Genomic DNA, 15,802 nt, shown 5'->3' with positions numbered 1-15,802 from the left:
TGTCGCGAGTTCAAGTCTCGTCAACCGCTCCACTGAAAGCCCCGAGGTTCGCCTCGGGGCTTTTTCGTTGTCTCCAAAAGTTTTGTGTCTTAGTGAATAAATCTGCGAGGGGTGGGTGCGGGTGGAAGTGAAATCCCTGGAGAATGGCGAGGCGTTGAAGCGGGGGCGTGGGATGCGGTAATTCTGTGCTGGTCAATCTCGCACTAACCCTCTAGCTTGTCCGAGGTGTTTTCCGAATCGGATACCTTGAGTTGATTTCTAGGTAGTGGCTGGGATTCAAAAAAACCTCAAAAATTTTGGTGGGCAAATCGTGCGGGGGAGGGGTGGAAACTGCGTTCTGGACCCTCCTTCGACTGCTTTGAGGGGCTAAAATCGGCTCCAGAGCCCTCTCTTTGAGGTTTTTTAAAGAATTTTTTGACCCCAAAAACCCCGGAATTCTGCGGAAGTAGCGGATACCGGGGCGAGAGTGTGAGGCAGGTTACCGCATTTCGGCTTGCGTGCTTCCCGAAAGCCCCGTATAGTTATTACTCGTTCCGGTGATGAGCCGAAAGGCGAAAGGCGGAACGGTAACTCAATAGAGTAATGGGATATGGTGTAATTGGCAACACGAAGGTTTCTGGTTCCTTTGTTCTAGGTTCGAGTCCTGGTATCCCAGCTAACCTCCATCTGGAGGTTGCGGCCCCATCGTATAGCGGCCTAGTACTCCGCCCTCTCACGGCGGCAACACCGGTTCAAATCCGGTTGGGGTCACACTAGGAAAAAGCCTGGTTTCTTCGGAAGCCAGGCTTTTTTGTTTATGTCTTTATTCGTTAGAACTCTCTGGCTCTGCGGTGCCGTTCCGATGGGAGAGGGCGGCAAAGTTTTTCAAAAAAGTTGGTTCCTCAATTTGACCTCCCCTCAAACCGTCGGTATAGTCTTATCCGTAAGCGTGATTGGCGCAGTGGTAGCGCGCTTCGTTCACACCGAAGAGGTCACTGGTTCGAACCCAGTATCACGCACCAAAGAACCCCCGTTTCAAGGAACGGGGGTTTTATTGTGTCCACCCCGGCACCCCCTCCACAAAGGCTCCGAACCCCCGCAGACCGCTCGGTCGCCCCGCCGAGGGAACGCCAACCCCGACACGGCCCCACCACGAACGAGGTACCCCCGTGACATCACCCGAACTCGCAACCTCCACCGACTACGGACGAATGTACTCCCGCAAGCGCGGGGGAGAACTGCTCGTGCCCTCCATTACCACCGTCATCGGCCAGCACGCCACCGACCTGAGCGGCTGGCACGGATACATGGCCGCCAAGGCCGCACTCGAAGACCAGCGCGCCTACCGCGCCTCCGGATCCCACGGCCTCAAGTTCGCCATTATCCGCGACGCCGCCAACGCCTCCGAACGATACCGCGACGCAGCCGCCGCCCGAGGCGACCGTGTGCACAACTACGCCGAAAACGTCGCCCTGCGCGCCATGGGACGTGACCACGACGTCGCCGGATGCCGCGAGCTGCTCATCGCTAACGGCGAGCAAGCCTACGCCGACCGCTTCGACGAGTGGTGGGAAGCCTTCAACCCCCGCCCCCTCGCCGCCGAAATCACCATCTGGAACGACACCGTCGGCTACGCTGGCACCCTCGACCTCGTTGCAGAAATTGCGGGCCGCACCTGCATCATCGACTACAAAACCAAGGGCACCGACAAGCGCGGCCGCGTCAAAGCGCTCGACGAGAAGGTCGTCATGCAGCTCGTCGCCGGCCTCAAAGCCGAAGAATCCCTCGTCGACCCCGACGCCGGCACCTGGGAACCCTGGAAGTACGGGGACGCGCCCGTGCTCATGGGCGTGGCCCTCGGTGAGACGCAGGTTCTGCCACAGCAGGCGAACCCCGCCATCCTCGAACGCAACTGGTACAAGTTCTGCGCCCTGCGCCGCGTCTGGGAATTCGACCGTCAGGTGCAGGAATTCGAGGATCCCGCGCTCATGCCCGTGGTGCCGCCGCCCACCGAGCGACGCTCCGCCGCGTAGCATCACGAGGCAGGGCCGACCGGAACGAACCCCCGGCCGCTCCGCTCAGCTCCCGCGGCGACGACCGGCCCGGGGGTCCGGCTCGGAGACTCCTCCCGGGGACTCAACCCGGAGACTCAACCCGGAGACCTCGGCCCGACACCCTCTAGATTTACCCACCCCGATTCGGGGACAATGGGGGAGAGCCGCACCCCGCGGCACCCCACCGAATATCCGTTAGCACATTAGACCGGCCCGGCGCCGGCAGAGGAGAACTATGACCATCCTGAGCATCCGCACCGTGGGCGACCCGGTGCTGCGCAGCGTCTGCGAACCCATCACCGTCTTCGACGACGACCTGGCGCGACTCATCGACGACATGCTGGAAACCATGTACGACGTGGGCGGCGTGGGGCTCGCCGGACCGCAGATCGGCATCTCCAAGCAGATTTTCACCTTCGGTGGCATTGACGACCGTGAGGGCTACATCATCAACCCCGTGCTCGAAGTCGGCGAAGAAGACCAGGAAGGCGGCGAAGGCTGCCTGTCCGTGCCCGGCCAGAAGTCCGCGACCCCGCGCAAGAACTGGGCGCGCGTGACCGGCGTGGACCGCCACGGCGAACCCCTCGTGCTGGAGGGCGAAGGCCTGTTCGCCCGCATGCTGCAGCACGAGACCGACCACCTGCACGGCAAGCTCTTCATCGACCGCCTGGTCGGCGAGGACCGTCGACGCGTGATGCGTGCCTTGCGCGCCGCCGACTACAGCTCGGTCGCCGCGAAGACCGTGACCGAGCGTGCAACCCGCGTGGGCGGCGCCTTCGGCGGCGGCGGCTCGTTTGGCGCCGGTTCTGCTGGTTCCTCCTTCGGTAGCTTCGGAAAGTAGGCTCACATGCTCAACATCATTTACGCAGGCACCCCCGACGTTGCCGTGCCCCCGCTCGACTACCTCGCGAACTCCGATAAGGTGCGCGTGGTCGGCGTGCTCACCCGCGAGGACGCCCCCGTGGGCCGCAAGCGCGTGCTCACCCCCTCCCCGGTCGCGCAGCGTGCCGAGGAGCTCGGCCTGCCCATCGTGAAGGCAAACCGCTGGAACGACGAAGCCGCCGCAGCCATCGCAGAGCTGAACGCCGACGCAGCCGCCGTGGTTGCCTACGGTGCGCTGCTGCCCCTGTCCGCGCTCGAATCCCTGCGCTACGGCTGGGTGAACCTGCACTTCTCTAAGCTGCCCGCCTGGCGCGGCGCCGCCCCCGTGCAGCGCGCCCTCATAGCCGGTGAGCAGGAAATTTTCTCCACCACCTTCCTGCTCGAGGAGGGCCTGGACACCGGCCCCACCTTCGAACAGGAATCCACCCTCGTGGCCGCCGACGACACCGCCGGCAGCGTGCTGATGCGCCTGGCCACCAGCGGCGGCGCGCTGCTTGAACGCACCTTTGAGCGTCTCGAAGCCGGCGAGCACGGCACCGCGCAGGTCGAGGACGAGTCGGTCAGCTACGCCTCCAAGATGAGCATTGCCGACGGCCGCCTCACCTGGACCGAACCCGCCGAGCAGATTCTGGCACGCTTCCGCGGCGTGACCCCCGAACCCGGTGCATGGTGCGAACTGGGCGAAAACCGCTTCAAGATCGGTGGCCTGGCGGTTGCCGACAAGCGCCTGGTGGCCTCCCTGACCGAGGCAAACGGCGGCCCCCTGGCCCCCGGTGCGGTGCGCCTGCACGCGAAGAAGGTGCTGGTCGGCACCGGTACCGAACCCCTGATGCTGCTGCAGGTTCAGCCTGCCGGTAAGAAAATGATGGATGCGCCCGCCTGGGCTCGCGGCGCTGGCAAGGACATGGCGGAAGGCCTGGTGGTACTCGCATGAGCAACGAAAAGCGCCCCTACAAGGGAGGACACGGCAAGCCCGGTCACTCCGGTAAGCCCGGCAACGGCAAGTTCGGCCCGGACAAGTTCGGCCGCGGCGGCTTCAACCAGGCTGGCGACCAGGGCAACGGCCAGGGCGGCGCGAAGCGTAAGCGCCGCCGCCGCTCCGGCTCGGGTAATGGCTCGGGTGCAGGTGAGCAGAACCGCCAGCAGAAGTGGGATAACAACTCCCGCGGCGACAAGAAGCGCTTCGAGCCGCGCGGCGAAAATCGTCATGAGAACCGCGCAGAATCCCGCACCGGTCGCCGCTTTGACGGCCTGACCAGTGTGGAGCGTGCCGAACGCCGAGCCAAGACCGAACACGAGGACACCAAACGCGGTGGCGGCGGCACCTCCCAGCGCAATAAGAGCGGCCACGAACGCAACCGCCGCTCCATGTCCGCCCGCGAGTTCTCGGCGGCGGCACCCTCGGCACGCTCGCGCACCGCAGACACCGCACGCGCCACCGTCTTCGAGGTGCTGCGCTCCGTGGCGGAATCCGACGCCTACGCGAACCTCGTGCTGCCCAAGGCGATTCGTAGCCACCGCCTCGACCACCGCGACGCGGGCTTCGCAACCGAACTGACCTACGGCACGCTACGCCACCAGGGCACCTACGACGCGATCCTGCGCCACTGCGTGGACCGCCCCCTCGAGAAGGTCGGCACCACCACCCTCATCGTGCTGCGCATGGGCGTGCACCAGCTGCTGAACATGCGCGTTCCCGCCCACGCGGCGCTGAACCAGAGCGTGTCCCTGGCCCGCGAAAAGATCGGGTCGGGCCCGGCAAGCTTCATCAACGCGGTGCTCCGCCGCGTCTCCGAGCGAACCCCCGAAGAGTGGTACGAGCTCATCATCGAGGAGGCTAAGGACGACACCGAGCGCATGGCGCTGCTCGCCTCGCACCCCGCCTGGATTGTGCGTTCCATGCGCCAGGCACTCGTCGCGCACGGCCGCCCCGTCTCCGAAATTGAGCAGCTGCTTGAAGCGGACAACCTCGCCCCCGTGGTGAACCTGGTTGCGCTGCCCGGCCTGGGTAGCCTCGACGAGGCACGCGAACAGGGCGCCGTCGACGGCGAGCTGGTCGAGGACTCGGCGCTGTACGCCTCCGGCGACTTGGCACGCCTGGAATCCGTACGTGAAGGCACCGTCCGCGCCCAGGATGCCGGCTCCCAGCTGGTGGCTCGCGCGCTGGCCGCAGCCCCCCTGGACGGCCCCGACACCGCCTGGCTCGACCTGTGCGCCGGCCCCGGTGGCAAGGCGGCGCTGCTGGCCGCCCTCGGCGTGCAGCGCGGCGCATCCCTGATTGCCAACGAGGCGGCACCGCACCGCGCGCAGCTCGTGGAATCCTCCATGCGCCCCCTGCCCGAGGACAGCTACACGGTACTCACCGGCGACGGACGCGAAATCACCTCGACCCTGCGCAAGAACGCCTCCGACCTGCCCGGATCCAATGAGCCCGGTCAGCTCTTCGACCGCGTGATGGTGGATGTGCCCTGCTCCGGCCTGGGCGCCCTGCGCCGCCGCCCCGAGGCACGCTGGCGCAAGTCCCCGCGCGATATTGCCGAGCTGCTGCCCCTGCAACGTCAGCTCCTGGACGCAGCGATTGAGGCGACCCGCCCCGGCGGCGTTATCGCCTACGTGACCTGCTCCCCGCACGCGGCAGAAACCCAGAACATTGTTGCCGAGGTGCTCGAAAGCGGCGCGGTGAGCCTGCTCGACTCCGCCGCCGCACTGCGCGAAGTCGCCCTGCACACCGAAGGCGCGAACGGCGAACCCGTGAGCGTGCTGGCGGGGGAGAAGGACCCCGGCCACACCCCCGAAATCAAGGTCAAGAAGGGTGCCCCGGTCGTGAACGCCTCGGCGACCACCGCTCAGCTGTGGCCGCACGTGCACGGGACCGACGCCATGTTCCTGGCCCTGCTGCGCAAGAACTAGGCTCCGGAAGCCTCGGGCGTAAACCTGGGCGTTTCAATCCCGCAGATCCGGAATTGCAGACCCGAACCCGCGCAAAATTAGACCGTCACTCGCCCCGCCCGGCCCATGCTCCATTCCCCGGAGCGCGGGCCGAGCGCGGGGGAGTGCAACGTAAGGACAACACAATGGGCATTGCCATTAACCCGTCGATTCTCTCGGCGGATTTCGCGAACCTGCAGCGCGAGCTCGAACGCATCTCTACCGCCGACGCCGCGCATATTGACGTGATGGACAACCACTTCGTGCCGAACCTCACCTGGGGTCCGCCGGTGGTCAAGCGTCTGCGCGAGGTATCGCCGGTGCCGTTCGACGTGCACCTGATGATTGAGGACGCCGACCGCTGGGCGCCCCAGTACGCCAGCATGGGCTGCGAGTCGGTGACCTTCCACGCGGAGGCCGCGATTGCCCCCATCAAGCTGGCGCGCACCCTGCGTGCCGAGGGCGCGAAGGCCGGCATGGCGCTGCGCCCCGCGACCGCCGTGGAACCCTACCTGGACATGCTCAGCGAGCTGGACATGCTGCTGATTATGACCGTGGAGCCCGGCTTCGGCGGCCAGGCGTTCCTGGACGTGACCCTGCCGAAGATTGCCCGCGCCGCCAAGGCGATTGAGGGTGCGAACCTGCCGGTGACCGTGCAGGTGGACGGCGGCATCACCGAGGAGACCATTCTGCGTGCGGCCGAGGCGGGTGCGACCTGCTTCGTGGCCGGTAGCTCGGTGTACAGCGTGGACGAGGCGCTGGGCGGTCCGGAGGCGGCCATCGCCTCCCTGCGCGCGGCGGCCGCCTCGGTGCAGCGTTCCAAGACCGGATGCGGTTGCGGCCACTAACGGCCCTCGCCGGTAACGGCGCCCCGCATCGATGACACCCCCGCATCTATAAACATCAACGCCCCGTTGTGAAGACTGCGCCCCGTCGCGAACCCCGCGGCGGGGCGTTTGCGCGTTGTAAAGGGGCGGGGGAGAGGTACGTCTGCGCGCTCGATTATTTTGACACTCTGTCAGCAAAATTATGACAAATATATGAAAAGTAAAAACCTTGAAAATCCACGGTAGGGCGGGTCGTTACGTCGGGAATGTATGCGAGACTCTGAATATCTTGAAGTGACACTCAGATATCTGTAAGGTTAGGTATAGTTTAGTGATATCTAGGGAGAACTATGTCTTTCAACCGTTCCGAGCTGACCGACCCCGAGAACCAGGGCGCATCGGGCGTTAACCGCCGCGCCTTCTTTGGCCTGGCCCTCGCATCCTCCGCTGCCCTCGCCCTCGCGGCCTGCAGCAGTGAGACCACCACGACCACCACCTCCGGCGGCTCCGCATCGGGCGACTCGAACTCCGGTGGCACCCGCACCATCCAGGACGTCGATGACGAAAAGGTTGAGGTCCCCGCCAACCCCAAGAAGGTCATCGTGCTCTCCGAGCCGACCCTCGACGGCCTGCTGGCCCTGGGTGTGACTCCCACCGGTTCCGTCTCCGGTCGCGGCCAGTCCGGCGTACCCAACTACCTTGCCGACCGCGCCAAGGACGTTCAGATTATCGGCACCGTTGCCCAGGTGAACTACGAACAGATCGGCAACCTCGACCCCGACCTGATTCTGGTCGACTCCACCGGCGTGGACAAGCGCTCCGAAGCCTTCGAAACCCTCAAGAAGATCGCCCCCGTGGTCTACTGCGGCTACGCCGGCGGCGACTGGCGCATCAACTTCCGCAACGTTGCGAACGCGATGAACATGGTCGACAAGGGTGAAGAGGTCATCAAGGCCTACGAGGCAAGCGCAGCGGCTCTGAAGGAGCAGCTGGCCCCCAAGTACGGCGACAAGACCTTCTCCATCGTCCGCTGGGCGGGCAACGGCCCCGCCCTGATCCTCAAGGAACTGCCCGCCGGCCAGGTACTCAACGACCTGGGCCTCAAGCGCCCCGAGGCGCAGGACCGCAACGGCCAGGGCCACTCCGAACCGGTCTCTCTGGAGAACCTGGCAACCATCGACGCGGACTACATGTTCCTCGGCACCCTCGGCGGCGCAAGCCAGAAGAACCCGAACGCACAGGGTACCGCAGGTCTGCAGGGCGCCGAAGAAGCACTGAATAAGGCGAAGGAAACCTCCGGCTTCACCAACCTGAAGGCAGTCAAGGACGACCACGTGATTCTCGTGGACGGCTCCAAGTGGACCTCCACCGGCGGCCCGCTGCTGCTCAACGGCATTATCGAGGACGTCAAGAAGGCCCTGCCCCTCTAAGCCCTCACCCCCCCTCTGGCTTCCCGTAGCGGCCCGGTCGCTGCGGGAAGCTTGCACGACTCACCACCTCGCAAGGAACAACCACCATGACCGATCACCGCCCCGCCCGTGCCGCCGCACGGTACGGCGCTGTCGTTGCGCTTGCCGGCGCGCTCGTGGCTCCCGGTGCGGCCCTGACGGCACCGACCGCATTCGCGGATTCCAAACTGCCGATTGGAATCGCCTCGGATCCGGCGGCCAGCCCCTCGGCCACCCCCAGTGCCGAGCCCAGCAAGACCGCGGACCCCACCCAGTCTGTTGCGCCGAGCCCCACCTCCGCGTCACCGAAGTCCACCGACTCCAAGCCCGCGAACCCCGTGAAGGCGACCGTGACCATCTCCACCGAAAAGTGGCGCGAAGGCAAGCTTGTGGTGCGCGGTGAAGGCTTCGTGAGTAATGCCCCCGGCCGCGGTGCCGTATTTGCGGTCAAGTTCCTGGACGCCCGCCCCGATGAGGCTCACCAGGCCATTAACCCCCTGACCAAGAAGGGCGGAAACTCGCCCGCGAACTTCATGGCAATCGCTAATGAAGACGGCACCTTCGAGGTTGAGGTTCCCCTGCCCACCACCGAAAACACCGGTCTGAGTGCTGAAGAACTGGCTAAGGCAGGCTGGGCTACCGAAAATTCCGAGCACAACGTGCAGGTCCTCTCGGGCTCCCTGGGCGGAGCGGATGAGCAGGATAATAACTACGACCGTAGTGTGTCTATTCGACAGAAGATTAAGCTCAGCGACACCGCCCCCGAGTACAAGCCCACCGAGGCACCCGAAGCGATTCACGCGACCGCGCTGACCGACGGCAAGGGCGTGCAGGTGCGCCGCGATGGCTCCACCGTGACCGTGACCGTTCCGGGCGCGGAACCGGGCACCTGGGTGTACGCCGCAACCTACCTGGGGGATTCCCCGCAGGCGCTGTACGCCTCCGGCTGGAAGCGCCTGGACGATAACCGCAGCTTCAGCTACGAAACCAGCGAGACCATGCCATCGGCAACCTATCGCGTGGTCGTGCACAACGGTAACCAGGGCGCCGAGAATGCCGTGCTCGGCTTTGCCGACATGACCGTCGAGCGTGCCGCGGCACCCCGCGAGGACGCATCCGATGACGACATGGGATCCTACGAGGCAGAGCCGACGCTCGCCACGGTGGTCACCCCCGCCGAGACCGTCGTGAACCGCGTGCAGGCCAAAGCGAAGGAAAAAGCTCCCCAAAGCACCGCCGCGAAGCCCGAGGCTAAGGCGACCGCCAAGGCTACCAGCTCGCCTTCCGCCTCGCCGCGTTCGACCACCAGCGCCTCAGCCAGCCCCACGGCCCTGACCGCTCAGGGGCCGACCGTTGAGGGCACCGAGCTGACCGGCGCAACCAAGTGGTTCGTCAACAACGCGAATAATCTGCTGCTCTCCGCGGCCGGCCTGGTGATTCTGGCCCTGGCGCTGACCAGCCGACGCACGAACAAATAACCCCCCCCCAAGAGCCCGGGACCGCTCCCGATAGGGCTCACCCGACCTCCGCCGCCTTTTTCGAGAATGAGCGCGGCGGAGCCGGACCAGAACCAACGGGGCGCCCGGCAACGGGACCGTCGGCCGCCCCGGAAAAATGTGAAAGGACCACCATGCGTGCACCTTTTTCGGCTGCCTCCTCGAAGGCACCCTTCACCCGCAAAGCCCTGACCGCCTGCGCCGCGGCCTCCCTGGCCCTGGGCCTGGGAATGGGTAGCGCCTCCGCCCTGCCCCCGGGCGGCGCGAAGGCTTCCACCCCCGGTACCTCCTCGACCGTCTCCTCCTCTGTGACCGAGCACGGCGTGATTTCCTTTACTCTGAGCGGTTTCCCCGCGAACACCCAGGTGTCGGTGAAGGTTGACGACGGCAACCTGTGCCCCTCCGATGCCGCGCAGGGTGCCTGCGTGGTGCACCAGCAGATGAGCGATGGCAACGGTAACGTCTCCGGCTCCTTCGTGCTGCCGGATGTTGGCACCGGCACTCACACCCTGCGATTCCTGGCTACGGGTGAGAAACACGATAAGGACGGCAAGTACCTGGGTACCGAGGCGTACAGCAACCGTAGCCCCGAGTTCACCGTGACCTCCGAGGGCGGCTCCGATTCGTCGAACTCCTCGAAGTCTTCCTCGCGCCGCACTGGCTCCGAGGACTCCTCGAGCTCGCAGGGCGATGAGTCGAACGGCGAGGTCGAGACCGTGTACACCGATGCCGAGGGCAACGTCATCTCCAAGGAGGAGTACGACCGCCTGAACGCGGAGGCCGGTTCGTCCGAGTCTGCTTCCGCATCGGCTGAGCCGAAGGAAACCGTGAAGGCCACCGCAAGCGCTTCGGCCTCCTCGAGCGCCCCCGCACGCGGCAGCGCCTCGGTGCCTTCGGCCTCGGCATCCGCATCGGCTTCGAGCGTGAATAACGCCGAGAAGACCGTGCAGACCGTGACCTACGGCGCCGCATTCCCGTGGGTCGGCGTGATCGTTCTGGGTCTGAGCCTGGTCGCCGCCGCAGCCGTATTGGTGATTCGTAAGCGCTAATATCTCTGAACGTCGGAGGCGGGTGGGGGAGTGCCCCTCCCGCCCTCGGCGTTTTCTCGCGTCGGCACGCACCGTGCCTGCGTCCCCTGTTTTTGTCCTCATCGAGCATGTCTATAGGAGCAATGTGACCGTTAAGAGTGCATCGCCCAGGCCCGCTCCGCACGAGATGACGACGTCCCCGGCCCGCGTGAAGGATTCCGTGGTGCAGGGCCGAAAGCTGGGCCGCCGCCTGGCCTGGCTGGCCCTGCTGGCGCTCCTGCTGGTGGTCGCTGTGGTTGCCTCGTTGCTATTCGGGTCGAATAATTTGCCGCCGGATCAGGTGGTAGGTGTGTTGACCGGGAATGCCTCGGAGGAGGCCCGGACCATCGTCATGGAGCAACGCGTTCCGCGTACCCTGGTGGGAATTATCGTGGGCGCGGCCCTGGCGATTGCGGGTTCGCTTATGCAATCCCTGACCCGCAACCCGCTGGCCGAGCCCGGCCTGATGGGCGTGAACGCCGGCGCCTCGGTGGCCGTCATTGGCTCCGTGGTGGCGTTTGGCGTGATGGGCATTTGGCAGTACATGATTGCCGCGACGATTGGTGGCGCGCTGGCCGCGATGCTGGTGTATACCCTGGGCCGCGGCCGTGACGGGTCGATCGTGAAGCTGGCGTTGGCGGGTGTGGCGATTTCTGCCGCGCTGTCGGCGCTCGCGCAGGGTTTGCTGCTGGCCAATCAGGATGCGTACAACGAGTTCCGCCTGTGGGTTTCCGGTTCTCTGGAGGGCCGCGGCATGGATATCGTCTCGACCGTTGGCCCCGTGATTGCGGTGGGCGTGCTGATCGCCTTTGTGGTGGCCCCGGCCATTAACGCCCTGGGTATGGGCGAGGAGGCGGCCACGAGCCTGGGCGTGAGCGTGCGTACCACGCAGAACCTGACCCTGCTGTCGGTGACGGTGCTGGCCGGTGCCGCGACGGCCGCGGTGGGCCCCATCAGCTTTGTGGGTTTGGCGGTGCCGTTCGTGGTGCGCGCCCTGCTCGGTAACGATGTGCGCTGGGTGAACTACGGCTCGGCCCTGCTGGGGCCGGTGTGGCTGCTGGGCGCGGATATTCTGGCGCGCGTGCTGGTGGCCCCGCAGGAGACGCAGGCGGGCATCGTGGCGACCCTGGCTGGTGCTCCGGTCTTCCTGTTCCTGATGACCCGTCGCAAGGTGGAGGCGCTCTGATGTCGAATAGTTCTGTTTCGGCGCGCTCCGCGTCGACTGTTTCCTCGGGTGCTGTTTCGGCGGCAGCCGGGGCGGGGTATCCTCGCCGCGGTCGCGACCTGGGCGGTCGTCCCGTTCTGACCGTGCGCGGGCCGCTCAGCGCGCAGATTCCGTGGCGCGTGGTCATCCTGAACGTAATCCTGGTGGCGGCTATCGCTTCGCTGGCCTTCTGGGGCATGTTGCAGGGTGACTACAAGCTCGCCCCCGAGAAGGTCATCCCGGCGCTTCTGGGCGAAGGCAAGCCGATCGCGGTGACCTTTGCCCAGCAGCGTGCGGCGCGCATCGTGGCGGCCCTTCTGGTGGGTGCCGCGCTGGGCCTTTCCGGTTCGATCTTCCAGGTGATTTCGGGTAACGCCCTGGGCTCGCCGGATATTATCGGTTTCACGAACGGCGCCGCGACCGGTGCCCTGCTGCAGATTATTGTGTTCAACTCCGGGCCCGTGGAGGTTGCGCTGGGCGCGGTGATTGGCGGCCTGGCGACCTCGATTCTGGTGTGGCTGATGACGCGCAATACGGGTCTGCACGGTTTCCGCCTGGTGCTGGTGGGTATCGGCGTGGGTTCGACCCTGGCGGCCTTCAATGCGCTGCTGGTCGTGCGCGCCTCCCTGACGCAGGCGCAGACGGCGGCCTCGTGGCTGGCCGGCTCGCTGAACGATATGACCTGGGAGCGCACGTACTCGCTGCTGGGCCTGTTGCTGGTCGTGACTCCGTTGCTGCTGATGCTGGTTCGCCCGCTGGGAGCCATTCGTTTTGGTGATCAGGTGGCCTCCGGCCTGGGTGTGAGCGTGAACTCCTACCGCGTCGCAGCCCTCTTCATCGGTGTGCTTTTGGTCTCATTGGCGACCGCGACGACCGGACCCATCGCCTTCGTGGCCCTGGCCGCGCCGCACATCGCGAAGAGCCTGGGACGCATCGGCGGGGTGGGTTTCACCTCCTCGGCGCTCATGGGTGCGCTCATGGTGCTCGGTTCCGACCTCATCGGTCGATTCGCTATTCCGGGCCGCATCATTCAGGTGGGTGTGGTGACCGGCGCTATTGGCGGTCTCTACCTGATTTATCTGATTTATCGTGAAAGGACGAGGAGCTAGTGAGCACGAAGACTAGCGTGACCAGCCGCCTTGAGGGCGAGCAGATGGTGGTGGCCTACGGCGAGCACACGGTGCTCAACGGGGTGGACTTTCAGGTTCCCGAGGGTGAGCTGACCGTTATCCTGGGCCCGAATGCCTGCGGTAAATCGACGACCCTGAAAGCTCTGGCCCGCGTGAATCCGCTGAAGGAAGGCGAGGTGCGCCTGGACGGCACGCCGCTGCCGCAGATGAAGTCCCGGGCCATCGCCAAGATTCTGGCGATGCTCCCGCAGACCCCGGAGGCGCCCAGCGGCGTGACCGTGGCGGATGTGGTGGCGCGCGGACGTTACCCGCACCAATCGCTGCTGCGTTCCTGGTCCGAGGAGGATGAGCAGGCCTGCGTGGAGGCGATGAAGGCCGCGAACGTCCTGGAACTTGCGGAGCGTCCGATTGAGGCGCTCTCGGGCGGTCAGCGTCAGCGCGTGTGGATCGCCATGACCCTCGCGCAGCAGACCCCGCTGATTCTGCTCGATGAGCCGACGACCTACCTGGACATCACGCACCAGATTGAAGTGCTGAACCTGACCAAGAAATTGCACGCCGAGGGTCGAACTGTTGCCGTGGTGTTGCATGACCTGAACCTCGCTTTCAGGTATGCTACTCATGTTGTGTTAATGAAGCAGGGACGGATTATCGCTCAGGGTGATCCTCGTGCAATAATTACACCGGAACTAATTCAGGAAGTTTTTGATCTTCAATCGATCATTATTCCTGATCCGTGTACTGGAACTCCTTTGGTGATTCCGAAGGAACACCAGGACATCCATATCGCCGCCGACGCTATTTCGGCGGCCCGCGAAAGCGAATAGTTTTCGCCCCTAAGCCGCGTGGGAGTTGGCGCCACCCGTATCTATACGGGAGGAAAAGCCGGGCATTGCGCTCTGCAGCTAGCGAGAGGATCTGAGGGACCCAGGATCCCCCGCGCGTAGGGCGCCTACCCGGTGCTCGCCCGTCTTTGACGCATGAACGGACCCGAGCACTGGGTAGGTTCCATCTCTCATGGGAATCCCCTGAGTAAGGCACCGAGACTGCCGCATGAGGCGTACATTGTTGCGTTTGATGCACGGTCTCGGTGCCTTATTTGTTTCTGTGCCCTATGCGATTGCCCCCGCGGCTCTTTCGGGGCGTTTTTCTCTCTCAGATGACGTCATATTTTTGTTCGCTATTTCGCTCAGGTTTGGGTTAGGGATACCATAGAGTGAGGTAGGGGAGGCTAACCAATATTGATGTTCCTCCTCACCGCTAAAGGAGTACTACATCACGCTACGTTGCTCACGCGCAATATCACCGATGAGGAGGCATGGACAGGGACCGCACGACCCCGAATCCGAAAGCACCATGGAGAGCGCAACCACCACGCAGACTGACACCGCCCCGGCGGACACCACGCTGACCGCCACCCCGCAGGCCGCCGAGAAGGCCGCCGAGAAGGCCTCCGCACAGCAGGTTCGTCCGACCCCTCCCAAGACCCCGCGCCCCGTACCTGCGCCGCGCGTGGATAGCCCCCTCATTACCGCCCTGATTGCCGAGGCGGTCAGCTGTGAGGAGCTGAACGCCCGCATCGTCGAGGTCGTCTCCGAGGGCACCCCCATTATCGAGCCGGTGTACCGTGAAGACGGCAGCATCAGTGAGAACGAGCGCATCGTCACCTTCCTGTACCTCAACGAGCAGGCTGAGCAGGTGCTGATGTTCATCAACCGCCTGACCGACGAGAAGAACCTCGACCGTTCCCTCATGAGCCGCATCGAGGGAACCGGCTGGTGGCAGCTGAGCATGCAGATGGAAACCACATGGCGTGCCTCCTACAACTTCCTGCCCGCGCTGCCGGGGGAGCGTCCCGCCTGGCTGGGCGACGACGACCAGGTGCGCTTGCGCGCCGCCCTGGATTCCGGTGAGGGCGACCCGCTGAACCCCGAGACCGTGTGCAATCGCGTCGGTCGTTGCATGGGTGTGGTGCAGCTTGAGCACGCGCCGGTGCAGGAGTTCATCCTGACTCAGGAAGAGATTGACGCGCTGCCCGCCCCCGAGTGGATGCAGACCTCTGACGGTCACCGCTACGTTCTGGGCCGCGTGGGCGACCCCGCCCCGGACGCGCCGCTGTTCATCCAATTTGATGGTGAGATGTGGTTCAGCCAGGGCATGGAGCAGACCCTCAACCGTGCCCACGAGGCCGGTCGTATTCCGGCGATGCACGTGTTCTTCCTGCACTCTGGCGGCCGTGAGAACCGTTGGAAGGAGCTGAACGGCGACAACCCGATTGCCGACTACCTGGTGGATGTTGCGTTCCCGCACCTGGAGGCGGTGCACGGTATTAAGACCGACCCGCAGAACATTGTGATTAATGGTCAGTCGCTGGGTGGCCTGTCCTCCCTGTTGGCGGTTCTGAGCCGCCCGGAGGCGTTTGGCGGCGCGATTGCGCAGTCCTCGTCGCTGTGGCAGCCGCAGGTCATGGACCGCCTGGACGAGCTGGAGGCGGCGGGTGAGATTGACCGTCTGCGCCACCTGTACCTTGAGATTGAGGTGGGGGAGCAGGAGTGGATTCTGGTACCGCCTCACCGTGAGTTGAAGGCGCGCCTGGAAAAGCTGGGCTTGGAGAACGCGCATTGCACGACCTTCAACGGCGGTCACGATTATGCGTGCTGGCGCGGTGCCATTGTGCCGGCCCTGGAACGTATCATTGATGCTCATCAGCGGAATATTGAACGCAGCGAGGAAGACCTGCGACAAGCCGCGTAGGGTTGCACCCTCGTAAAGACAGCCTCGTCCCGC

12 protein-coding genes and 3 tRNA genes are annotated in these 15,802 nt (G+C 64.8%); all 15 read left to right on the top strand.

Annotated features, from left to right (window positions below):
• Window positions 1–583 precede the first annotated feature (583 nt).
• The 15 genes from HMPREF2674_RS07175 to HMPREF2674_RS07105 all read left to right on the top strand — a co-directional run bounded on the left by HMPREF2674_RS07175 (window position 584) and on the right by HMPREF2674_RS07105 (window position 15,769).
• Window positions 584–655: transfer RNA gene (locus tag HMPREF2674_RS07175), tRNA-Gln, on the top strand.
• A 22-nt stretch (window positions 656–677) separates the two neighbouring features.
• A tRNA-Glu gene (locus HMPREF2674_RS07170) sits at window positions 678–750 on the top strand.
• A 176-nt stretch (window positions 751–926) separates the two neighbouring features.
• Window positions 927–1,001 (top strand) — tRNA-Val (locus tag HMPREF2674_RS07165).
• A 147-nt stretch (window positions 1,002–1,148) separates the two neighbouring features.
• Window positions 1,149–2,012, top strand: coding sequence for a hypothetical protein (locus HMPREF2674_RS07160; RefSeq protein WP_049333199.1), 864 nt, complete (start codon window positions 1,149–1,151; stop codon window positions 2,010–2,012).
• 256 nt (window positions 2,013–2,268) lie between these two features.
• Window positions 2,269–2,874 carry a peptide deformylase gene (gene def / locus HMPREF2674_RS07155; protein WP_070825280.1) on the top strand — a complete coding sequence of 202 codons (606 nt, stop codon included), beginning with the start codon at window positions 2,269–2,271 and terminating at the stop codon, window positions 2,872–2,874.
• A gap of 6 nt (window positions 2,875–2,880) precedes the next feature.
• The gene (gene fmt / locus HMPREF2674_RS07150) at window positions 2,881–3,849 is read left to right on the top strand and encodes a methionyl-tRNA formyltransferase (protein ID WP_070825279.1); all 969 of its coding nucleotides are present in this window, start codon (window positions 2,881–2,883) and stop codon (window positions 3,847–3,849) included.
• Entirely contained in the window at window positions 3,846–5,825 is a 1,980-nt protein-coding gene (locus HMPREF2674_RS07145) for an RsmB/NOP family class I SAM-dependent RNA methyltransferase (RefSeq protein WP_070825278.1), read from the top strand. Before fmt ends, HMPREF2674_RS07145 begins: the two co-directional genes overlap by 4 nt.
• Before the next feature lie 164 nt (window positions 5,826–5,989).
• The gene (gene rpe, locus HMPREF2674_RS07140; protein WP_070825277.1) at window positions 5,990–6,691 is read left to right on the top strand and encodes a ribulose-phosphate 3-epimerase; all 702 of its coding nucleotides are present in this window, start codon (window positions 5,990–5,992) and stop codon (window positions 6,689–6,691) included.
• Between the two features lie 329 nt (window positions 6,692–7,020).
• On the top strand, window positions 7,021–8,100 hold the full coding sequence (locus tag HMPREF2674_RS07135) for an ABC transporter substrate-binding protein (RefSeq protein WP_070825276.1): 1,080 nt from the start codon (window positions 7,021–7,023) through the stop codon (window positions 8,098–8,100).
• A gap of 86 nt (window positions 8,101–8,186) precedes the next feature.
• Window positions 8,187–9,596, top strand: coding sequence for a hypothetical protein (locus tag HMPREF2674_RS07130; protein WP_070825275.1), 1,410 nt, complete (start codon window positions 8,187–8,189; stop codon window positions 9,594–9,596).
• Window positions 9,597–9,748: 152 nt separating this feature from the next.
• A complete protein-coding gene (locus HMPREF2674_RS07125; protein ID WP_070825274.1) occupies window positions 9,749–10,663 on the top strand; it encodes a plasmid partitioning protein in 915 nt (304 codons plus the stop codon).
• A 124-nt stretch (window positions 10,664–10,787) separates the two neighbouring features.
• Window positions 10,788–11,867, top strand: coding sequence for a FecCD family ABC transporter permease (locus HMPREF2674_RS07120; RefSeq protein WP_239662793.1), 1,080 nt, complete (start codon window positions 10,788–10,790; stop codon window positions 11,865–11,867).
• On the top strand, window positions 11,867–12,994 hold the full coding sequence (locus HMPREF2674_RS07115) for a FecCD family ABC transporter permease (protein WP_070825273.1): 1,128 nt from the start codon (window positions 11,867–11,869) through the stop codon (window positions 12,992–12,994). The genes HMPREF2674_RS07120 and HMPREF2674_RS07115 overlap by 1 nt, the downstream gene beginning before the upstream one ends.
• A 44-nt stretch (window positions 12,995–13,038) precedes the next feature.
• A complete protein-coding gene (locus HMPREF2674_RS07110) occupies window positions 13,039–13,842 on the top strand; it encodes an ABC transporter ATP-binding protein (protein WP_070682546.1) in 804 nt (267 codons plus the stop codon).
• Between the two features lie 529 nt (window positions 13,843–14,371).
• On the top strand, window positions 14,372–15,769 hold the full coding sequence (locus tag HMPREF2674_RS07105) for an enterochelin esterase domain-containing protein (RefSeq protein WP_070825272.1): 1,398 nt from the start codon (window positions 14,372–14,374) through the stop codon (window positions 15,767–15,769).
• The last annotated feature ends 33 nt before the right edge of the window (window positions 15,770–15,802 follow it).

This window comes from Rothia sp. HMSC062F03 (genome assembly GCF_001836905.1).
GTDB lineage: Bacteria > Actinomycetota > Actinomycetes > Actinomycetales > Micrococcaceae > Rothia > Rothia mucilaginosa_A.
This window is presented reverse-complemented; position numbering and strand designations above follow the sequence as displayed.